This is a genomic window from Streptomyces sp. Isolate_45 (assembly GCF_024721315.2).
Taxonomy (GTDB): Bacteria; Actinomycetota; Actinomycetes; order Streptomycetales; family Streptomycetaceae; genus Streptomyces.
In genome coordinates this window covers 35,940-50,353 of record NZ_JANFAK020000019.1, presented here as the reverse complement: position 1 = coordinate 50,353, position 14,414 = coordinate 35,940, and the positions used below count along the sequence as shown (strand labels likewise).

12 protein-coding genes are annotated in these 14,414 nt (G+C 74.0%); 4 read left to right on the top strand and 8 right to left on the bottom strand.

Translation table 11 applies throughout. The features are described 5' to 3' along the window. The first annotated feature begins 31 nt into the window (after positions 1-31). Positions 32-715, top strand: coding sequence for a hypothetical protein (locus NOD94_RS09495; protein ID WP_281205342.1), 684 nt, complete (start codon positions 32-34; stop codon positions 713-715). On the opposite strand, the gene NOD94_RS09490 is transcribed toward NOD94_RS09495, so the two are convergent. Both NOD94_RS09490 and NOD94_RS09485 read right to left on the bottom strand, forming a co-directional pair. Beyond that, positions 708-2,777, bottom strand: coding sequence for an NB-ARC domain-containing protein (locus tag NOD94_RS09490; protein WP_281205341.1), 2,070 nt, complete (start codon positions 2,775-2,777; stop codon positions 708-710). The two genes, NOD94_RS09495 and NOD94_RS09490, sit on opposite strands and share 8 nt — an antisense overlap. Positions 2,778-2,919: 142 nt before the next feature. Further along, the gene (locus NOD94_RS09485) at positions 2,920-3,630 is read right to left on the bottom strand and encodes an FCD domain-containing protein (protein ID WP_281205340.1); all 711 of its coding nucleotides are present in this window, start codon (positions 3,628-3,630) and stop codon (positions 2,920-2,922) included. 132 nt (positions 3,631-3,762) lie between these two features. On the opposite strand from NOD94_RS09485, the gene NOD94_RS09480 reads away from it, so the two are divergent. Next, positions 3,763-4,287: a gluconokinase gene (locus tag NOD94_RS09480; RefSeq protein ID WP_281205338.1), complete on the top strand. Its 525-nt coding sequence runs from the start codon at positions 3,763-3,765 to the stop codon at positions 4,285-4,287. 20 nt (positions 4,288-4,307) lie between these two features. Next, the gene (locus tag NOD94_RS09475; RefSeq protein ID WP_281205337.1) at positions 4,308-5,705 is read left to right on the top strand and encodes a gluconate:H+ symporter; all 1,398 of its coding nucleotides are present in this window, start codon (positions 4,308-4,310) and stop codon (positions 5,703-5,705) included. A 39-nt stretch (positions 5,706-5,744) separates the two neighbouring features. Here the strand turns inward: NOD94_RS09475 and NOD94_RS09470 are convergent, their stop codons facing one another. From NOD94_RS09470 to NOD94_RS09450, 5 genes are all read right to left on the bottom strand, one after another. After that, on the bottom strand, positions 5,745-5,996 hold the full coding sequence (locus tag NOD94_RS09470) for a hypothetical protein (protein WP_281205336.1): 252 nt from the start codon (positions 5,994-5,996) through the stop codon (positions 5,745-5,747). A 111-nt stretch (positions 5,997-6,107) separates the two neighbouring features. After that, positions 6,108-7,241, bottom strand: a complete 1,134-nt coding sequence (locus NOD94_RS09465; RefSeq protein ID WP_281205335.1) for a hypothetical protein — start codon at positions 7,239-7,241, stop codon at positions 6,108-6,110. Positions 7,242-7,366: 125 nt separating this feature from the next. Then, the gene (locus NOD94_RS09460; protein WP_281205334.1) at positions 7,367-7,882 is read right to left on the bottom strand and encodes a protein phosphatase; all 516 of its coding nucleotides are present in this window, start codon (positions 7,880-7,882) and stop codon (positions 7,367-7,369) included. Positions 7,883-7,906: 24 nt separating this feature from the next. After that, on the bottom strand, positions 7,907-8,656 hold the full coding sequence (locus tag NOD94_RS09455; RefSeq protein WP_281205333.1) for a hypothetical protein: 750 nt from the start codon (positions 8,654-8,656) through the stop codon (positions 7,907-7,909). A 149-nt stretch (positions 8,657-8,805) separates the two neighbouring features. Further along, complete coding sequence (locus tag NOD94_RS09450) at positions 8,806-12,366, bottom strand: S8 family serine peptidase (RefSeq protein WP_281205332.1); 3,561 nt, start codon at positions 12,364-12,366, stop codon at positions 8,806-8,808. A 187-nt stretch (positions 12,367-12,553) separates the two neighbouring features. Between NOD94_RS09450 and NOD94_RS09445 the strand changes: the two genes are divergently transcribed. Then, positions 12,554-14,026: an MFS transporter gene (locus tag NOD94_RS09445; RefSeq protein ID WP_281205331.1), complete on the top strand. Its 1,473-nt coding sequence runs from the start codon at positions 12,554-12,556 to the stop codon at positions 14,024-14,026. Between the two features lie 71 nt (positions 14,027-14,097). On the opposite strand, the gene NOD94_RS41395 is transcribed toward NOD94_RS09445, so the two are convergent. After that, a complete protein-coding gene (locus tag NOD94_RS41395; RefSeq protein WP_348652324.1) occupies positions 14,098-14,406 on the bottom strand; it encodes a DUF6126 family protein in 309 nt (102 codons plus the stop codon). Positions 14,407-14,414 lie beyond the last annotated feature (8 nt).

The window sequence follows — 14,414 nt, the reverse complement described above, 5'->3', positions numbered from 1 at the left end:
GAGCCCCGTCGCCGCACCCGAAGGAGATCCCATGGACCCCCGCAACACCGTCGTACGCCTGTGCACCGAGGGCATTGCCGCCGAGGCCGCCGGCCGGGGCGAAGCGGCGCACGCCCTCTTCCGTCGGGCCTGGGACGCGGCCTCCGACGACTACGAGGCCTGCGTCGCGGCCCACTACCTGGCCCGGCACCAGCCGACCCCCGAGGACACCCTGCGCTGGAACCGCACCTGCCTGGAGCTCGCCGACCGGGTGGGCGACGAGCGTGTCCGCCCCTTCTACCCGTCGCTGCACGGCGCGCTGGGCCGCGCCCTCCTCGAACGCGGGGAACGGGGCGAAGCCCGCGCCCACTTCGAAGCGGGCGCCGCCCGTCTCGCCGACCTGCCTCCGGGCCCCTACGCCGACTGGCTGCGCCTGCGCGTCGCCGACGGGCTGCGCGCGACGGATCCCCGGCCGGCCGCCGCCCCCGATCCGCTGCGACCGCTGCTGGATCGGCTGTGCGCCCGCGCCGATCTCGCCTCGCTCGCCCTGCTGCTGCCCCCGTACCTCGCGAACCTCCACGGGCCCGAGGACGAGGAGCGTCTGACCACGGCCCTGTGCATGCTCCACGCCGAACGCCGGCTTCCCGAGCCGGACCTGACCGCGCTCGCCGACGTCATCGCCTCCCGGCGGCCGAGCGCCACCGCCGCTCGGGGTCCGAAGGGACGGCCTACGTGACGTGGGAGCGGGCGCGTTGGGCGTGCCCGTGGCGGACGCCTTCCTGGAAGGCCGCCTCGTAGGCCTGGTCACCGAGGGCGCTCCGGGCGGTGCGTTCGAACTCCGCGCGCACCGGACCGAGTTCCGGGGTGCCCCGTTGGGGGTGGCCGACCGCCTGCCAGTAGGCGTGGCCGGCGCCGTAGGCGTGCGCGGCGCCCGCTTCGTCGCCGGCGGCGGCCCGGGCGGCGGCCAGCAGGTCGAGTCCGAGTGCCGTGCCGAAGCTGTCGCCCAGTTCCCGCTTGCCGTCCAGCATGGCGCGGGCGTGAGCGGCGGAGTCGACGGGCCGGCCCTCGAAGAGTGAGATCAGGGCGAGTTGGTAGTCGGCGTAGGCCCGGGTCCAGTGCTCCTCGCGTGCGACGCAGCCGGCCCGTAGCCGCTCCGCGTGGTCCCGCGCGTCGCCGAAGAGACCCATCCCGGTGAGGGCGAACACCCGGACGAGGTGGCAGCGCAGCCGTGGCGGCGAGTCGAACGCAGTGCCGGGGTGGGCCTCCAGGGCGTTGTCCGCGACGATCCGCGCGGCCAGCGGCCGGCCGGCCAGCAGGTGACTCAGGCCCAGCAGGTAGGCGGCGTCGAGGGCGGCGGGCGGGCCGGCCCCGTCACCGACGGCGAGGGCCTCGCAGGTCACCGCCAGCCGGTGGGCCTCCTCCTGCTCCCCCTGGAGCAGCAGGGTGACGCCGAGGGCCCACAGGGCTCGGATCCGGCAGGCGAGGTCGACGTCCTCGGGGCGGGCGGCGCCCAGGGACCGTTCCAGGTAGCTCCGGGCGGCGTGCAGGTGGCCGCAGCAGGCCCAGAAGAAGCCGACGCGGCCCGCCAGTTCCACTGCGACGGCCGGTTCGGTGGCCAGGTAGTGGTCCAGGGCGGCGCAGAGGTCCTGGTGTCCGGTGGCGATCCTGCGGTACGCGTCCCGCTGCCCCGGGCCCAGCCATTGCCGTTCGGCCGTGCGCACCAGGTCGAGGAAGTACGCGGCGTGCCGGGCGCGCAGGGCGTCGTGTTCGCCGACGCCGTCGAGCCACATGGCCCCGTACTCGCGGATGGTGTCGAGCATCCGGTGGCCGCCGTCCGGTGTGCGGCGTACGACGGACTTGGCGGTCAGCGCCGCCAGCAGCGGCGGTACGTCGCCGGGCCGCAGTGGGGGCGCGGAGCAGACGGCCGTCGCGGCGGACGCGTCGAAGCCGCCTCCGAAGACGGACAGCCGCAGCCACAGCAGGCGTTCGCGCGGGGTGCACCACTCGTGGCTCCAGCCGATGGCCGTGCGCAGGGCGCGGTGGCGCGGCGGCAGTACGTCCTGCCCGCCGGCGGCGGGGAGCAGGCCGATGCGGCGGGCGAGGCGTAGGGCGAGTTCCTCGACGGTGTGGTCCGTCAACTGGGCGGCGGCCAGTTCCAGCGCGAGGGGGATCCCTTCGAGGCGGGCGCAGATGGCGCGGGCGGCCGCGAGCCGCTCCGGTGTCCACGGCGGCGCCTGGCCGGGAAGGGCGGCGTCGGCGCGGGCGGTGAACAGGACGAGGGCCTCGTCCGCGCCGTCGGTGTGGGGCAGGGGGCCGATCAGCAGGACGTGTTCGTCGGCGAGCCCGAGGGGCTCCCGGCCGGTCACGAGCACGACGAGGTGCGGGGCCGCTTCCAGCAGGTCCCGTACGAGCTCCCGGACCGCGGCGGTCAAGTGCTCGCAGCAGTCCAGCACGAGGAGCAGCCGGCGCTCGCCGATCCAGGTGCGCACGGCTTCGGCGAGCGTGCGGGAGGTGTGGTCGGCGAGGTCGAGCGCGTCGGCGACGGTGTCGAGGAGGAGCCGGTCGTCGGGCAGCGGGGACAGCTCGGCCCAGTGGATCCCGTCGGCGAAGGGGGCCCGTGCGGTGGAGGTGCGTCGCAGGGCCCGCCGGGCCAGCCGGGTCTTGCCGACCCCGCCCGGCCCCGTCAGGGTGATCAGTCGGCATTCGGCCAAGGCCGTTCGCAGCGCGTCCAGTTCATCGTTCCGCCCGACGAAGGAGGCGGGTCCGCCGTCGGCGTCCTCGGCATCATGTCCCAGCACGCGCCCAGTCTGTCGTACGGCGCGGGTTCCTCGTACCGTCCTCGGGCACGCGATGTCCCGGACGGTGCCGTGAATCGGGCGCCCGTGGGCGCGCGATGGGCGTCGGCGCCTTCCGTCGGCCGTCGGCCGTCGGCCGTCGGTGTCAGGGTGCGAGGACGTCGAGCTCGTCGAGGGCTCCGAGGGCGATCCGCCGGGTCAGGGTCTCGGCGGCGACGGCGTCCCCCTCGCGGACGGCCTCGGCGACGCGGACGTGCAGGGTGACGGCGGCGGGGTCGGGGTCGTGGAACATCACGGAGTGCTGTGTGCGGCCGGTGAGTACCTCGGCGACGACGTCGCCCAGCCGGGCGAACATCTCGTTGCCGGAGGCGTTCAGCACGATGCGGTGGAAGGCGATGTCGTGGTGGAGGTAGCCCTCCAGCTGGTGGCCGCGGGAGGTGCGGACCATGCCGAGGGCGGCCTCGGTGAGCCGTGCGCACTGTTCCGGGGTGGCCCGGTCGGCGGCGAGTCCGGCGGCGACCGGTTCGACGGCGGAGCGCAGCACGGTCAGGGAGCGGAGCTGGCGGGGCCGGTCGGTGCCGGCGAGGCGCCAGCGGATGACGCGGGGGTCGTAGACGTTCCATTCGTCGGCGGGCCGGACGGTGACGCCGACCCGGCGGCGGGATTCGACGAGTTGCATGGATTCCAGGACCCGGACGACCTCGCGGACGACCGTGCGGGAGGCGTCGAAGCGCTCGGCGATCTCGTCGGTGCGCAGGACGCTGCCCGAGGGGTGCTCACCTGCCGTGATGGCGAGGCCGAGGGTGTCCAGCACCAGGGAGTGGAGGCCTTGCGCCGGGCTGCCGTCGGTGGTCATGGCGTAAGCGTACGGTGACGGCCGGGCGAACGAATGATGTGATGTATGCCGCCCGACCCTTGAATAAGTACTACTTAATAGGCTTCAGTGGTGCCACACGAACCGATGTCGACGAGGACAGCGAGGTACGACGTGAGCTCCCAGCGCGTCATTGTGGTGATGGGCGTCGCCGGTACGGGCAAGACGACCGTGGGGCGGCTGCTCGCCACCGCGCTCGAACTTCCGTACGCCGAGGGCGACGCCTTCCACCCGGCGGCCAACGTCGCCAAGATGTCCGCCGGCACCCCACTGGACGACGCCGACCGGTGGCCGTGGCTGGACGCCATCGGGGAGTGGATCCGCGACCGGGCCGCGACCCGCGGCGGGGTGGTCGCGGCGTCCGCGCTCAAGCGCGCCTACCGCGACCGACTGCGGGCCGCCGCGCCCGGGGCGGTGTTCGTCCACCTGACCGGGGACCGTCCTTTGATCGAGCGGCGCATGGCCGCGCGCAAGGGCCACTTCATGCCCACCGCCCTGCTCGATTCGCAGTTCACCACGCTGGAACCGCTCCGGGCGGACGAACTCGGCGTCGTCGTCGACGTGTCCGGGTCCCCCGAAGAGATCACCGCCCGGGCGCTGGCCGCGCTCGCCGCGCTCCCCCTGCCCCACCGCCCCTAGAGATTCGAGGATCCGTCACCGTGACCGGTCTCAGCGTCGAGACACTGGCAGCGGCCACCACCGGACCGATCACCTCGGCCGGGAACACCCAGCTGGGCCTCGCCGTCCTCGCAGGTATCGCCGTCATCGTCCTGCTCATATCCCGCCTCAAGCTGCACGCCTTCCTCGCCCTGACCATCGGCTCGCTCGCCCTCGGCGTGTTCGCGGGCGCACCGCTCGCCAAGACCGTCACCAGCTTCACCGCCGGACTCGGCGCCACGGTCGCGGGCGTCGGCGTGCTGATCGCGCTCGGCGCGATCCTGGGCAAACTGCTGGCGGACTCCGGCGGCGCCGACGAGATCGTGGACACCATCCTGGCCCGGGCGAAGGGCCGGGCCATGCCGTGGGCCATGGTCCTGATCGCCTCCGTGATCGGCCTGCCGCTGTTCTTCGAGGTCGGCATCGTCCTGCTGATCCCCGTCGTCCTGCTGGTCGCCAAGCGCGGCAACTACTCCCTGATGCGGATCGGCATCCCGGCACTGGCCGGGCTCTCGGTGATGCACGGGTTGATCCCGCCGCACCCGGGGCCGCTGGTCGCCATCGACGCCCTGCACGCGAACCTCGGTGTCACCCTCGCCCTCGGCGTGCTCGTCGCGATCCCGACCGTGATCATCGCGGGCCCGCTGTTCGCCCGGTACGCGGCCCGCTGGGTGGACATCCCCGCGCCCGAGCACATGATCCCGCAGAGCCCGTCCGTGGACCCCGAGCACCGGCCGCGCTTCGGGGCCACCGTCTTCACCGTGCTGCTGCCGGTGGCCCTGATGCTGTTCAAGGCCCTGGTCGACATCGTCGTGAACGATCCCGCGAACGGGCTCCAGCGTGTCACCGACGTCGCCGGTTCCCCGCTGATCGCCCTCCTCGCGGCGGTGCTCGTCGGAATGTTCACCCTCGGTCGTGCCGCCGGCTTCACCAAGGAGCGCCTGTCGACCACCGTCGAGAAGTCGCTGGCCCCCATCGCGGGCATCCTGCTGATCGTGGGCGCCGGCGGCGGCTTCAAGCAGACCCTGATCGACGCGGGCGTCGGGCAGATGATCCTGGAGCTGTCCGAGAACTGGGCCGTCCCGACCCTGCTGCTCGCCTGGCTCATCGCCGTGACCATCAGGCTCGCGACGGGATCGGCGACCGTGGCCACCATTTCCGCCGCGGGTCTGGTGGCGCCCCTCGCCGCCGGCATGGGCACGACGGAGACCGCCCTGCTGGTGCTGGCCATCGGCGCGGGCTCGCTGTTCTTCAGCCACGTCAACGACGCCGGGTTCTGGCTGGTCAAGGAGTACTTCGGGATGACCGTCGGACAGACCCTGAAGACCTGGTCGGTGATGGAGACCATCATCTCGGTGGTCGGCCTCGGCTTCGTGCTCCTGCTCTCGCTCGTCCTCTGACCGCTGCGACGGCCCCCGGGTCGGCGCCGCCCGCGGGATTCAGCCGCGCGGGCGGCGCCGACCGCCGTCCAGCTGCGCGGCGGCGAGCGCGAAACCGTCGGCGGCCGTCGCACAACGGTCCGCGAGCGCGGTGATCTCCGCCCGGAACGCGTCACCCTGCGGCCCCCGCCACTCCAGCGCGGCGGCGCCCTCGCGCAGCCGTCGGGCGTGCGAGCGCAGGGCGGCGCAATGGCCGCGCAGACCGTCGGCCGGGCCGGGCGGACCCGGAATCGGCCGGGGGCAGTCGCTCACGGGCTCCTCCATGGGAGTGTCGTCGCGGGGCCGCCGGTCGCGCGAACGGCCGTGCCGCAGGCCCGACGTGACGTCGCCGGCCCGCCGGAGGCGCCGGGGCGCCGCGCCGGGTCAGTCACGGCCCGGCAGCGGGACGAGGCGCGAGCCCGAGATCCTGCCGCCCAGGGGCGCCGCGTCGGCGGCGCCCGCCCCCGGCACGCACAAAAGCCTGGTACGGGGCCCCGCGTGCGCCCCGGCATCGGCGGGCACGCCGACGACCACGACGTGCGTGACCGCGTAGACGGCGGTGAAGTCCCGGTCCCGGGCCAGTTCCAACGCGGCGGCGGCGCCAAGGCCCCGTCCGACCAGGGCCAGTTCGGACCCCGAGGGGATCTCGCCGCGCACGGCCCGCGCCACCGCCCGGACCGTCGCGCAGGCCCGGTCCGGCAGGTGGACGACGTGCCGCAGCGCTCCGTCCGTGCCGGTCAGTTCCTGGACGAGCACGGCGTCGGTCCCGGCGATCAGCCCGGTGTTGCGTACGTAGCCCGCGAGGGTGGCGGTGGTGTCGGCGCGACCCGGGGCCCCCTCGCCGGGGGCCGGGGGATCCTCGCGCACCGGCCCCGGGTCGAAGAAGGCGCGCAGGGCGGCGCCCAGACCGAGGAGCGGGCGGGCGGTCACGGCCCGGCCGGTGGCGACCTGCCAGCCCGCGTGGTCGTTGAAGGGGTTCTCGTCGGTCAGGGCGTGCCAGGCCAGGATGTCGGCGAAGGACGGCGCCAGCGCCGTGAAGGCGTGCCGGGTGCCGCGCTCACGGACCACGGCCCGGAACGCCCGGGTGGCCTCGGCCTGCCGGTCCTGCGCCACCGCCCGCAGGACGGCCGCGCAGTCCGGGTCGGCGTACAGCTCGGGCCGGTCCAGGCCCGCGACCCGGATCCGGGCCTTCAGACCGCACACGGCGGTGCTCACGGCGAGGTTCTCCCGGCGGGCCAGGATCCCGGCGAGCCAGCCCGCGCTCGCCACGCCCCGCCCGCGCGGGGCCCAGCCGAGCCCGGCGGGGTCGGTGAGGGTGTGCAGCAGGGTGCGCCAGGCCCGGCGGCGCCCTCCCCGGCCCAGCAGCGCGGCGGCCGGCAGCCGGGCTCCGAGGGCGAGTCCGGATGCGTACCGGGCGGCCTCGCCGACGGCGTCGGCGGCTTCGGCCAGCTCCCGACACAGGGCGTCGAGCGTCTCGGCATCCGGGTCGGCGGCCGGGGCGGTCACGGCGTCGGACATGGGGTTCCTCGCGTCGTGCGCAGGGGGCGGGGGCAACCGTGGACCCCCCGCAACGCCGGCGGTCCACGGACGGTGACTTCGGGATCACCGTACGTCGCCCTCCCGGGGTGCGCGCTCCGACTGCGCTACGGGAGTGGGTCGAGGCCCCCGAGCAGGGCGGCGGTGTCGAGGCCGGCGGTGAGGTATTCCGTGAAGACGGGGTTGTGCAGGGCCCAGGGGGAGCGGCGGCCGCGGATCAGGTCGATGGCACCGCCGGCGGGCATGCCCCGGTCGACGAGGCACTGGGCCACGACGAGCCCCGAGCGGTTGTATCCGGAGTAGCAGCGCACGAGGGTGCGGCGGCCCGATTCCACGGCCTGGCCGGCGGTGCGGGCGAGTTGCTGGACATCGCGGAGCTGGACGGTGGTGAGCGCCGCGTCCGGCATCTCGCCGACGATGTGTTCGGTGTCCGGTCCCGGGCCGTGGCCGGGGACGGTGAACAGACTGATGACGAGGTCGAACTCGTCCGTGACGACGGCGGTGCGCAAGCCCCCGGTGTCGTCGGCCCAGATGTGCCCGCCCATCCAGAGACCGGGTGTGATCTCGTCCCAGCGGGTTCGGGGGTCGGGCACGTCGGAGGGCTTCCGGCTGGTCTTCGTCATGCTTTTGGATCGTACAACAGCAGCTCAAGCAAGGGGAGTTGCCGCGAACGCGGCTTCCCGGAAGGCAGTGCGCAGGGTGCTGCCGCGGCCGGGTCCCGCAGTGGTGCGGAGGGTGGCCCAGCGGCCGTGGCGGGGTGAGATCCACAGGGCCGGGCCGGCCCCGGACGGCGCGTGGTGGGCCCACACGCCGGCGGGCGCGGGGTGCCAGAGCAGGCCGCGGGCGGGGGTGAGTTCGCCGGTGCGGATGCGCAGCGATTCGGCCGTCCAGGCGTGGGCGATGGGGTGGTCGGCGGTGGACAGCAGGTGCCGCAGGAAGCGGCCGAGGTCCGCGCCGGTGGTGTGCAGGGTCGCGTCGGCGGGGCGGGTTCGGGTCATGCCGAGGGGGGCCCAGATCCGGGTGGCGGCGAATTCGGTCGGCGGGGCGCCGCACAGGTGCTCGGCGAGGCGGGTGAGCGCCGTCAGCGCGGCCGGTCCGTCGGCGTGGGTGAGCAGGTGGTGGGCGGTGGTTCCGCCGGGCAGGCCGTCGGCGGCAGGTCCGCCGTAGGCGGCGAGGGGGGTGTGGAGGGCCAGTTCGCCGCTGGTGACGAGGCTGCCGAGCACGGGCCACACCGTCAGTACGGCGGTCAGGGCACCGGCGTCGAAGGGGCTCTCGTCGTCGCCGCCCGAGGCCGCGTGGACGGAGTCCGCCGAACCCACCGCCCAGAGCGCGTCCGGGTCGGCGCGGCGCACGAGGGCGTCGATCCGGGCGCCCTGCTCGTTGTGCGGGGTGGTCATGGTCGGCCACGCTACGTCGCCCCGCGCGGCCCGCCGGGCAGGTCGTGGCGGAGTCGGCGTCCGCCACCCGAATGCCGGGGGGCGGGACGCCCGGGCAACCGCCCGGGCGCCCCGCCCGTTTCCGTTCCTGACCCGTCAGGAGGTGGGCGTCAGCTCCGGTCGGGGCGGTCGGTCACCCGCAGGGTGTTCAGCAGGGGCTTGCCGAACCCGTTGTGCGTGACGAAGCGGAGGTTGAGCACCCCGTCCGTGACGGTGACCGTGTAGCTCTTCGTCAGGGCGGTGTAGGTGCCCGCCTCCAGCGAGATGTCCAGGGAGGGCAGGACCTGTGCGCCCTCCGCCAGGACGTCGAAGACGCGCTTGTTCGGCTTGGCGGAGGAGAGCTCGGCGAAGCCCAGTTCCACCGTGTAGGTGCCGTTCGGCACGTTGTCGAAGCGGTATTCGTACATGCCCTCGCGGGCGTTGCGGAACAGCCGCTGGTCGTCCGTGCCGGCGATGGTGCGGCCGGTGGACTGGACCGTGGCGTTGCCCTGGTAGCCGTAGGACCCGGGGGTGTACTTGCGGTCCGGGGACCAGGCGTCACCCGCGGCGTCGGTGGCGGGGTAGTCGGAGCCCGCGTCCAGGGCGAGCTGGTAGCGCGGGATCACGATCTTGACCGGGATGGCGAGGACCGGGCTCCGGCCACTGGCCGAGGTGATCTTCAGGTCCGCGGTCAGTACCGTCCCGGGAGCCAGGCCCGCGGTGTCCACCGCGAGGGTGAGCGCCGCCCTGCCGCCGGTCGGGAGGTTCCCCTCGGCCGGGGTGGCGGTGAGCCACGCGGCGTCCTCGGTCACCGTGAACGCCGTGCCGAGGCCGGGGTTGGTGAGGTCGAGGGTGCGGGTGCGCTTCTGGCCGGCGGGCAGGACGATCTCCACCGCGGACTTGGCGGCGGTGACCTTGCCGGTGCGCAGGGACTGCGTCACGGTCGTGACGTCGGCCGGCTTGACGTCGACGGCCGCCTGGGCGGACTCGTAGGACGGGGCCGTCAGGGAGACCGGGCGGTTCCCCGAGGGGCTCTGGACGACGTAGCCGCCGTCCGCGGCGGTGACGGCGGAGACGGCGGTGTCGCCGCTGCCGACGGTCACGGTGGCGCCGCCGACGCCGTTGCCGTCGTTGGCGTCGAGGACCCGGCCGGCCACCACACCGCTCTTGGTGGTCCGGAAGCCGATGGACAGGCCGTCGGTGATCACCGGGGTGTTGAAGGAGTACTTGAAGGCGTCTGTGCCGGTGGCGTTCTCCAGGCCGACGGTGGCGGTCGAGCCGCCCTTGATGCCGGTGCCGCCCGTGCCCTTGTAGGAGTAGGTCACGGTGCCGTCCTCACCGATGGCCGCCGCGAAGGAGAACTTCTCCGCCTGCGCCGACCAGTGGGACACCTCGCGCCATTCGATCACGTAGCTGCGGTGCGGGGCGGTGCCGGTGACGGCGGTGAAGACGCCCGAGCCGCTGCCCGCCGCGCCGACGACGAGGTCGTCCCAGAAGGGGTACAGGGCCGCGTTGGGCGTGGCCGTGCTCGGTAGGTCGCCGTTGATGTCACCGGTGTGGTTGCCGCCGAAGCTGACGGTGCCGTTCGTCCCGATCCAGGCCTGGGCGTACGTCTTTCCGTACAGCGGCAGCGGGAACGGGAGGTCGACGCGCTCGGTGGTGTTGTCGCCGGTCAGCGCGAGCTGCCGGTTCCCCGCGGAGTACGGGCGGTCGCCGGCGGCGCAGGCGTAGCCGTAGCCGTCGGTGCGCTCGGGGAGGTTGATGGCGGTGGTGGCGTCCCCGCCGACGGTGACCCTCGCGGTGCCGCCGGTGACGCAACGGGAGGAGTGCGTCGCGTTCACGTCGTACGTGCCGTGCGGCAGGGGGACCTCGAAGCGGCCCTGCGCGTCGGTGGTGGCGGTCACGGGGGTGTCCGCGATGGAGACGGTCGCGCCCGCGGCGGGCCCGGCGGCCGAGGAGACGGTGCCGGTGAGCTTGCCGGAGGCGGCCTGGACGAGGGTGAAGTCCCCGGTGGCGGTGGCGTTCTCGGTCACCGTCGCGGTCAGGGTCTGCTGTCCGTAGCCGAACTTGGCCGCGGTCAGCGCGTAGTCACCGACCGAGAGGGCGGCGAACCGGTAGCCGCCGTCGGCGGCCGTGGTGGCGGTACGGTCGATCGGACCGTCGGCGGTGACCTTGACGCCGGCGACGGGCTCGCCGCCCGCGGTGCGGACGGTGCCGCCGAGCGCGCCGATGGCGCCGCGCGGGGCGGCGTTCACGGCGGCGAGGACGTCGAGCCGGCCCTCGCCGAAGACGTTGTTGTCGGCCGGGGTGCCGCCGCACTGGCTGCTGTCGGTGTCCTCGGCGGTGCCGTCCAGGAGGGACTCGGTCTGCGCGACGTCGCCTTCGAGGGCGGGTGCGGCGGACCAGAGCAGTGCCACGGCGGCCGCGGTGTGCGGCGAGGCCATGGAGGTCCCGGAGAACGCCTCGTAGCCGCCGCCGGGTACGGAGGAGCGGACGTTCACGCCGGGCGCGGCGATGTTCGGCTTGACGATGCCGCCGGGGCCGGCGCCGCGCGAGGAGAAGGGCGCGATGGTGTTGTTGATGTCGAAGGCGCCGGAGCTGTAGGAGTTCGCGTAGTCGCCCGGGGAGCCGCTGGTGGAGCAGCCCGGGCCGGCGTTGCCGTTGGAGAAGGCCGGGAAGATGCCGGCGGCGCGCCAGGTGTTGACGATCTCCTGGTACCAGGTGTCGCCGCCCGAGCCGCCCCAGGAGTTGTTGACGATGTGCGGGGCCAGGTCGGGACGCGGGTTCCGGCCGTTCAGGTCGGTCGGGGCGACGATCCACTGGCCGGAGGCCAGCAGGGACGCCTCGGAGCAGGAGTTGGACTCGCAGCCCTTGGCGGCGATCCACTTGGCCCCCGGGGCGACGCCGATCTTGTTGGCGCCGCCGTCGTCGCCGACCATGGTGCCCATCGTGTGGGTGCCGTGGTCGTTGTTGTCGCAGGGCGCGGCGGTGTCGCAGACGCCTGCCGGGTCGAACCAGTTGTAGGCGTGGTCGTACGACCCGTCCGCGTTCTTGCCGCGGTACTGGTTGTTCACCGCCGGGTGCGTGTGGTCGACGCCGCTGTCGATGTTCGCGACGACGATGCCCTCGCCCCGGACTCCGAGCCGGTCCCACACCTGGGGTGCCTTGATCCGGTCGATGTTCCACTCGACGGCGTCGGCGAGGGCCTTCTCCCGGTTGCCCTCGGCGGGCTTGGGGAGCGTGACCTTGTCGTCGGCGTCGATGCGGGAGACCTCGGGGCGCTGTGCGAGCGATCCGGCGAGCTTCTGGCTGCCGACGACGCGCACCGCGTTGACGATCCAGTACGAGGTGTACTCGGCCTTCGCTCCGTCCAGGGCCTTGACGACCTCCGCCTGGCTACGGGCGGCATGATCCTTCTTCAGCCGCAGAACCGTTTCGGCCTTGGCGGCGCGGGTCTGCTGTTTCCCCGCGGCGGTCAGGTCGGCGGCGCTGTCGAGATACACCCAGAAGACGGCCTTGGCCGACTCGTCGAGCTGCGTGCGGAGCTTGGGTTCGATCTTGCGCTCGGCCGCGCTCGGGGCAGGGCCGGGTTCCGGCGCGGCCGCGGCGACACCCGCGCCGACGGGCAGGAGCAGGACCGAGGTGAGCGCGGCGAGCGCCGCGCGTAAGGATCGTCTGTTGCGTTGGGCCACGTGGGGTCTCCTCGTACGCCGTGGACAGGTTGTGCGGAAAGTGCGCATGTGACGTGCGCGGGTCATGGTGAACGAGGTGCCATGCTCATTACAAGAGGGCCTTATGAGCCGACCCGGATGTCCGCGCGGCCCGGATCGGAGCCTCCTCCGGGTGGCCTTCGGCCACGGCGCGGGCCAGCCTGGGGTCATGACCTCACCCGCGCCCGGCGTTGCCCTCGAATCCGCCCGGGGCCGGTGGATCCTGTTCACCACCGTCCTCGGGTCGGCCATGGCCATGCTGGACTCGACCGTGGTGAACGTGGCGCTCCCCCGCATCGGGCAGGATCTCGACGCCGACCTGGCCGTCCTCCAGTGGACGGTGAACGCCTACCTGCTGACCCTGGCGGGGCTGATCCTGGTCGGCGGGGCGCTCGGTGACCGCTACGGGCGACGCCGGATCTTCGTGCTCGGCGTGGTGTGGTTCGCGGCCGGTTCCCTGCTGTGCGGGCTGGCGCCGAACGCCGGGGTGCTCATCGCGGCCCGCGCCCTGCAGGGGGTCGGGGGCGCGCTGCTGACCCCCGGCTCCCTCGCGCTCATCCAGGGCTCGATCCGGGCGGAGGACCGGGGCCGGGCCGTCGGCCTGTGGTCGGGCCTGGGCGGTGTCGGCGCGGCGGTGGGGCCCTTCCTCGGCGGCTGGCTGGTGGACGGACCGGGCTGGCGGTGGGTGTTCCTGCTGAACGTGCCGCTGGCCGCGCTGTGCGTGCCCGTCGCCCTGAAACACGTACCGGAGTCGAGGGACCCGCAGGCGCACGGGCGCTTCGACGTGCTCGGCGCCGTGCTGGGGGCGGCCTCACTGGCCCTGATCACCTACGCGCTGATCGAGGCCCGGTCCGGATCCCCGTTCGTCGTCCCGGCGGCCGTGTGCGGGCTCGTACTGGCCGGCGCGTTCGTGGCCGTCGAACGGCGGCGGGCCGACCCGATGGTGCCGCCCGACATCTTCGCGTCCCGCCAGTTCAAGGCCGTCAACCTGGTCACCGTATGCGTGTACGCGGCCTTCGGCGGCTTCTTCTTCCTCATCGTGCTCCAGCTCCAGGTCGTCTCCGGGTACTCGGCGCTGGCCGCGGGCGCCGCCCTGCTGCCGACCACCGCCCTGATGCTGCTGCTGTCCGCCCGCTCCGGGGAGCTCGGCGAGCGCATCGGGCCCCGGATCCCGCTGACCGTCGGTCCGCTGCTGTGCGCGGCCGGCATGCTGCTCACGATGCGCGCCGGACCCGACGCGTCCTACGTACGGGACGTGTTGCCCGCCCTGCTCGTCCTGGGCGCCGGCATGGTGACCCTGGTGGCCCCGCTGACCGCGACCGTCCTGGCCTCGGTGGACCCCGGGCGGGCGGGCCTGGCCAGCGGCATCAACAACGCCGCCGCCCGCGCCGCCGGTCTCCTGGCCGTCGCCGCGCTGCCGCTGCTGGCGGGGATGAGCCCGGACGCCTACCTGTCCGCGGAAGCCTTCGACGCCGCGTTCCGGCGGGCCATGCCCTGGTGCGCGGGGGTGTTGGTGGCCGGATCCGCGCTGGCCTGGGCCACCGTCCGCTCCCCCGCGCCCGGGGCGCCCCACCCGCAGTGCCGCACCCAGTGCGGGGTCACCGCGCCGCCGCTGGAGCCCCCGGGAACGGCGGCGAAGTGACCGCCGGCTACGTGCGCGGGCCGGCGGGTCGCCGACCCGGCGGCCCGGGGGCGGGGGGCAGGGGGCGGGGCCTACTGGTTCTCGGCGCCCAGCACGAAGAGGAGGTAGACGAAGAAGGCGAAGAGGTGGCCGACGAAGAGGTAGGCGATCAGTCGGATGATCAGGCCGCGCGGGAACTTGGACTCGATGCGGCTCATCAGGGTCGGCACGGACGCGCCGTCGGGCGCCACGGTGCCGTCCGGCTCCGCGCCGGCCCCCGTCGGCGCGGTGTTCTCGGTCCGCCCGGTGTTCTCGGTGACGTGCGGCACGTTCTCTCCCTCGGACTGCGGCTGGGTGTGCGACGGGGCCTGGGCCTGTGAGTGGGGCTGCGACTGCGACACGGGTGGGC